Genomic DNA, 6,295 nt, shown 5'->3' on the forward strand with positions numbered 1-6,295 from the left:
CATCAAGCTTTTTATAATCATCATTCTTTACTAAGTATGCCTTGTCAGCACCAACTGCTAGACAGTTTTTAAGAGAATTTTTAACCTCTTCATTTCCTATAGAAACCACAACAACTTGTGAATCTTCATTAGCTTCTTTAAGTCTTACTGCCATTTCAAGGGAGTAAGTGTCAAAAGCATTGACAACAGGCGTGATGTTTTCAATATCAGCCTTCTCATCTTTTACAGAAACTGCCACTGAATCATCAGGCACTTCTTTTATAAATACTAAAATATTCATTTTAAAACCTTAACCTCTCAATAAATTATTAGCAACAACAATTCTCAAAATTTCATTTGTACCTTCAAAAATTTGGAATATCTTAGCATCTCTTAAAAGTTTTTCCACTGGATATTCTCTTGAATAACCATATCCACCAAATAATTGAATAGCATCTTCACAAACTCTCATGGCAATATCAGATGCATAACATTTTGCAATTGCAGATTCTCTGTTGTAGCTAAGTCCCATGTCCATTCTTGTAAGAGCGTTGGCAACCATTTGTCTTGCAACTTCTGTTTGAATGTCCATGTCAGCTAATTTAAATTGAATAGCTTGGTTTTTGTTAATTGCTTTTCCAAATTGGATTCTTTCACTTGTGTATTTTTTAGCTTCGTCGATTCCTCTTTGAGCTATACCAACAGCAAGACAACCCATCCATGCTCTAGCTTGGTCAAGAGTCTTCATTGCAATAGAGAAACCTTCTCCTTCTTTGCCAATAAGATTTTTTGCAGGAATTCTACAATCTTCAAGAACAACATCAGTTGTGTTAGAAGTTCTAATTCCCATCTTATCTTCTTCCTTACCAGAACTTAAACCGGCAGTTCCAGCAGGCACTAAGAACATTGAAAGACCCTTTACGCCCTTAGATTTGTCAGTTGAAGCAGTGATACAATAATAAGATGCAACAGCACCATTAGTTATAAAGCACTTTCTTCCATTTAAGACATATTCATCGCCATCTTTTACAGCAGTAGTTGTTCCTGAGCTTGCATCAGAACCAGCACCTGGTTCAGTAAGACAGAAAGCACCAAGTCCGCCTTCCATTGTTACATCGGCAATATATTCTTTTTGTTCATCGCTACCAGCAATAAGAACTGGTTTCATTCCAAGACCTGAAGCAGAAATAGTAGTGGCAAAACCAGCATCAGCCTTAGCCATTTCTTCAAATAGAGCAGCAACATCTACTCTAGAAAGACCAGGACCACCTAATTCTTCAGGAACTTCAAGGGCAAAGTAACCTTGTTCCTTTGCCTTTTCATAAAGTTCTTCTGGGAATTCGCCAGTTCTATCAGCTTCCTTGCAAACATCTATAACTTCTTTTTCACAAAAATTTCTTACGTCTAAAAGTAAATCCTGTGCTTCTTCTGAAATTAAATATGACATTTATTAAAATCTCCTTCTATTAAATAACCTTATCTGGGTTAAGAATTAAATTTGGATCAAATACTTTCTTGATTCCTCTCATAAGTTCAGTGTTAACATCGCCTTCAAATTCATGTAAGAAAGATTTTTTACCATAACCAATTCCGTGTTCTCCAGAAATTTGTCCGCCAAATTCGTAAGCTTTCTTATAAATATCTTGCATAAATACTTCAACTTCTTTTACGAATTCATCTTTATCCATATCATTTGAGCAAGTGTAAATGTGTAAGTTACCATCGCCTGCGTGACCAAAAGACTTAACTTCAAATGGGAAGTCCTTAGCTTTTTCATTTACATAGTGAACATATTTAGCAATCATGTTAATAGGAACTACAACGTCACATTCATCAAGAAGTTTTGTTTGAGATTCAATTGCTTCAAGGAAAGATGATCTTGCAGCCCAAGCTTCTTTGATCTTGTTTGGAGTGTCGGCAACTAAAATATCAATTGCTCCTGCTTCCATAAGAACTTCTGCAGCTTGTTCAATAATGTCGTTAAGATCGTCTTCATTGTCTCCGTCAAAAGTGATAAGAAGATAAGCGCCAATGTCAATTCCTTCTAATTCCTTAGGGAAAGTTGATTTTCCAATATAAATTTCTGACATATTTACAATTTCTTTTTCCATAAATTCAATAGCTTGTGGATTTAAGTGAGCCTTGAATAACTTTGGAACTGTAGAAATACAAGTGTCAAGATCTTCATAAGGAACAATTAGAGAAATAGTTTCCTTTGGAGCTGGGATAATCCTTAGAGTAAGTTCTGTAATAATACCAAGAGTACCTTCAGAACCAATCATAAGGTCTTTTAATGAGAAACCAGTAGAAGTCTTTGAAACAGTAGCACCAAAAGTTGTGATTTCTCCAGTAGGAAGAACAACTTCCATTGAACGCACATAATTTCTTGTTGTGCCATACTTAACAGCTCTCATACCACCAGCATTAGTAGCAACATTTCCCCCAAGAGTTGCAAACTTTTCACCTGGATCAGGTGGATACATGTATCCTTTAGATAGACAGTCTTCAGCAAGGTCATTTAATAATACACCTGGTTCTACCTTAACTACCATGTTTTCTTCATCATAAGAAAGAATTTTATTCATAGATTGCATATTGATCATAACGCCACCATGTCTAGAAACACCAGCACCAGTAAGACCAGTACCTGCACCTCTTGGCACAACAGCAATCTTGTTTTCATTACAAATCTTTACAACCTTTGCAATTTCTTCTGCATTTGTTGCATCAACAACAAGTTCAGGTTGTCCTTCGCCGTAGATAGGCATTTCATCGTGGAAAAAGTCAATGTTGATTTCTTCGCCAACATAAACCTTGCCAGATACAGCATTTTTAATATCTTCTATTACGCTTTCTGTAACAGCATTATAATTTACCATTTTTTCCCTCCAATAATTTATTAAAAATATTCTTGTTAATTTAATTATATAGCTTAATCCTATAAAAACCCCTTATTAGTAGTTGCAATATGTTGAATTATCCTTACAAAATTTGACTTTTATTCAACAAATAAATATAATTTATATATATTTTTAAATTTAAAGGAGCAAATTATGTGGCATTACAGACAAGTTTTTAAATTATTACTAGACATGACAAATACAAAACTATCTAGCATTGCCTATGCATTGGATTACGACATATCCTACATAAGCAAGTGGAACAGCGGCAAAAAATTGCCCTCATCAAAAAATATCTACACAATAAATAGAAAACTTGCCCCACTCTTTGCCAAGGCCCTAATAGAAGAAAAAAAGACTAAGGACTTTCTTTTAAGCTTTGAAATAAAAAACTCAGAAATACTAAAAAAAGACGAAGAAAAAGGTCTAGAAATACTAATATACAAACTTCTAAACGAAGCCTACGCCTACACAAACACAGATGTAAAAGAAGAAATCCCTTCAACTACTAATTTCATTTTCAAAACATCTAGCGTAGAAATTGACTTAAAAGAAATCCTGGACCAATTAATTTTGGAAAATAAGGACCTTGACATTCGGGCAACCTTTGACATAAGAAGCCCCTATGCAGAAATCCTCATCCAAAGCATAAAAAAAATTGCAAAGGAAGTAGAAGTGAACCTCCACCTACTTTGCAAAAAAGACTACATAGAAAATATAGACATATTAAAAATAATTACTGACAACTCTAGCATCAACATTGAACTCTATGAAAGAAGCTATACCCACTGTGACTTCATACTCATAAAAGACGAAATGTATATAATAATTGCCGAAAGAGAAGATTACTCAACCCTAACATCAGGACGTGAACTCGACACACTTTTTGAAATTTCTTCCTTTATGAATAACTTCTTTGAAGGATTAAATAAAATCATAGTCACATCTTCTCCCCAAGAAATGGCAGAGACAGATTACAGAAAATATTTCTATTCAGACAACGAATTCTTATTCTTGTCAAATTACGGCTTTGAATTCTTACTTCCAAATTACATCATAGACAGGATAGAAGACTCCCTTGACGACGATAGAGAAATAAATAAAAAAGAAATTTCTGGCATAAAACTCCTCTGGGAAGAACTTTTTGTGGACGCAAAAATAAACTTCCTCACAACGAGAACTAGCCTTCTAAACTATCTGGAAACAGGCGACATTCTTTACTGTTCCACAAAAGCAAAACTCAGCCCTGGGGAAATTGAGGACCACATAAAAAACATAATAGAAATTATGGAAAATAACGAAAACATAAACTTTTACATCATAAATGACAACAGATACCTAAAATCCATAGGACTGGACAAATTTAACTTCTTTATAAACGAAAACAATATGTTTTTCAAAAAAATCGGCAGGGACAAACTTCACACAAATGCATCAATAGTAACAAACATAAAAATCCACAACAAGATCCAAAGCGTCCTAAGAGAAATAATAAATAGCCCTTACAGCAAAAAATATGAAGTAAAAGAATTAGAAAAACTCTTTGACAAATACGCCCAGGTATTTAAAAAAATGTCCAAGAAGAACTAAGGATTTATAAAGTATATAAAATTTAAACACTACAATAAAAACTTTTAAAAACTATTAAAATAAACAAAAATATAAATGACAAAAAAGGATGCAGCCACAAAAGCTTGCATCCTTTTCTATTATCACAAACTATTAAATCAAAAATTGAGTTGATTAAAAAAGGCTCTACAATATCTGTTGGGGAGTAAATATCTAACAGATAGTTTTATACAAAAAAATTGCACTTATAGGCATTTAGTCCCAAACTTAAAATAACAACAAACAAAGCTAGGAGCTTCATATAAGTGCAAAATAATAACATGAATTTTTATTGTGTTTTAAAATAGGATTCAAAAGATTAAGGATACTCATATTCATTGTAATAAATGTCTTATTCATTTAAAGGAGATAGAGTAAGTTTTAAATATGAGACTTCTCTTCTTGATGGTGATAAGCACTCTTTCATTGATATTTTGCCTACTCGCGATAAGAACTTTTTGTTTAAATACTCTAAAAAATGTTCCTAACAAAGAGAGACAAGCTGTTAAGTTTTTTGTAAGTGATATGTCTAATAATTTTAAGTCTGTTAAGAATAGATTCTTTAAAATTCTATTCATATAGTTAATAGGTATCACTTCATAAGACAAGTTTCATGGGATTTAGAGAATGTTAGAAAAAGAACTATGTTTGCTTGTAAGTAGTGAAGGGAAAACAGGAAAATTTTGCAAAACCCCTAAGGGTTTTATTTGCTATGTTTATTTTTAAAGTTTTTTAGTTATTTTAGTTTTGATAGTTTAATCAGCGTCTAAATGTTGATTTTTAAATAAAAAGAGAGACTCGAATTAAGGAGTCCCCCAATATTTGACATATAGCAAAGAAAAAACGGCATAGCCAAAGATTTCTCCGAAACTATGCCGAATTTTCAAGGGATAACAAATCCCTTACTTGCGCCTTCTAATGCTGAGGAATTTTTTTCCTATTTTATAATTCTGGAGGAATTGGATTTTCTAATTCTTCATTGTCAAAAAAGTTTGTCCCATCATTGGCATTATCTTGGAAGGTCCCAAAGGTAGAAAGGTAGTCCACACCATCAATTGTGTAGTAAATTTCAATCCTTAAATATTCCATAAAATATTTTTCAAATTGAGTGCTATATCTTTTAGTTTCATAACAATACCTGCCGTCATCAAGCCTATCTAGCTCTCCCTCTATTAGTCTCTGTTTTTCTTTATCGTCATAATGAGAAGCATGGGCAAATATTTTTATTTTTGGAATTTCTGGTTCATAAATTTCTCCATCTTTTTCAAAAGTAAAATAAATCTTATTGTCTTCATTTAAATGTATACAGGGAATATCTCCCTCAATTCTTCCATCAACTGTATCTTTTACTTTTGCAATTTTCTTTTCAGGCATACTTTCAAACTTCGATCTTTCAAATGTCCTAACAATAGGCTTTCTATCATCTTCAGAGACATTTATATTTACCTTAACACCATGTATAGAATTATTTCTTCTAAAATCTGGAGTAGGAGAAAAATAAACTTGAACCGCTGCAAATAAAATTATTGCAAGAAGAATTACAATAGCAAAAATTTTTGCGACTTTACTTTTCATAATATCACCTATTTCATATTTACCCCTTTATATTAAAATTCTCTACATAAAAAATCCGAAATAATTTTGCAATAAAAAAATCTTCCAATTAAGGAAGATCTTCTTATCTTTAATATGTAATGAGATTACTCATTGTGGAATAATTAAAGCAAAATATTTTACTAATTTTAAAAGGAGTATTTAAAATAAAAAGTCTATTGACAAAGGAATCCTTACATCAATAGACCTTTTAA

General features: G+C 32.3%; 5 protein-coding genes. 1 reads left to right on the forward strand and 4 read right to left on the reverse strand.

All coding sequences use genetic code 11. From position 1 onward, the window contains the following. The 3 genes from HGPT_RS05310 to HGPT_RS05320 form a co-directional block, all read right to left on the reverse strand. Window positions 1–280: electron transfer flavoprotein subunit beta/FixA family protein (locus HGPT_RS05310; protein WP_040542600.1), on the reverse strand; the 280-nt coding region annotated here is incomplete at its 3' end. Window positions 281–289: 9 nt separating this feature from the next. Beyond that, window positions 290–1,426: an acyl-CoA dehydrogenase family protein gene (locus tag HGPT_RS05315; RefSeq protein ID WP_019138806.1), complete on the reverse strand. Its 1,137-nt coding sequence runs from the start codon at window positions 1,424–1,426 to the stop codon at window positions 290–292. Between the two features lie 19 nt (window positions 1,427–1,445). Further along, window positions 1,446–2,858 (reverse strand): FAD-binding oxidoreductase, encoded by a 1,413-nt coding sequence (locus HGPT_RS05320; RefSeq protein WP_019138807.1) that lies wholly within the window; start codon window positions 2,856–2,858, stop codon window positions 1,446–1,448. Window positions 2,859–3,032: 174 nt separating this feature from the next. Between HGPT_RS05320 and HGPT_RS05325 the strand changes: the two genes are divergently transcribed. Then, complete coding sequence (locus tag HGPT_RS05325) at window positions 3,033–4,469, forward strand: hypothetical protein (RefSeq protein ID WP_019138808.1); 1,437 nt, start codon at window positions 3,033–3,035, stop codon at window positions 4,467–4,469. A gap of 960 nt (window positions 4,470–5,429) precedes the next feature. Here the strand turns inward: HGPT_RS05325 and HGPT_RS05330 are convergent. After that, complete coding sequence (locus tag HGPT_RS05330; RefSeq protein ID WP_019138809.1) at window positions 5,430–6,062, reverse strand: hypothetical protein; 633 nt, start codon at window positions 6,060–6,062, stop codon at window positions 5,430–5,432. Window positions 6,063–6,295: the final 233 nt, after the last annotated feature.

This window comes from Peptoniphilus timonensis JC401 (genome assembly GCF_000312025.1).
GTDB lineage: Bacteria > Bacillota > Clostridia > Tissierellales > Peptoniphilaceae > Peptoniphilus_A > Peptoniphilus_A timonensis.

Excerpts from the sequence above, each read along its gene's own strand:
- HGPT_RS05315 (WP_019138806.1), bottom strand. The coding sequence starts at position 1,426 with ATGTCATATTTAATTTCAGAAGAAGCACAGGATTTACTTTTAGACGTA.
- HGPT_RS05320 (WP_019138807.1), bottom strand. The coding sequence starts at position 2,858 with ATGGTAAATTATAATGCTGTTACAGAAAGCGTAATAGAAGATATTAAA.
- HGPT_RS05330 (WP_019138809.1), bottom strand. The coding sequence starts at position 6,062 with ATGAAAAGTAAAGTCGCAAAAATTTTTGCTATTGTAATTCTTCTTGCA.
- HGPT_RS05325 (WP_019138808.1), top strand. The coding sequence starts at position 3,033 with ATGTGGCATTACAGACAAGTTTTTAAATTATTACTAGACATGACAAAT.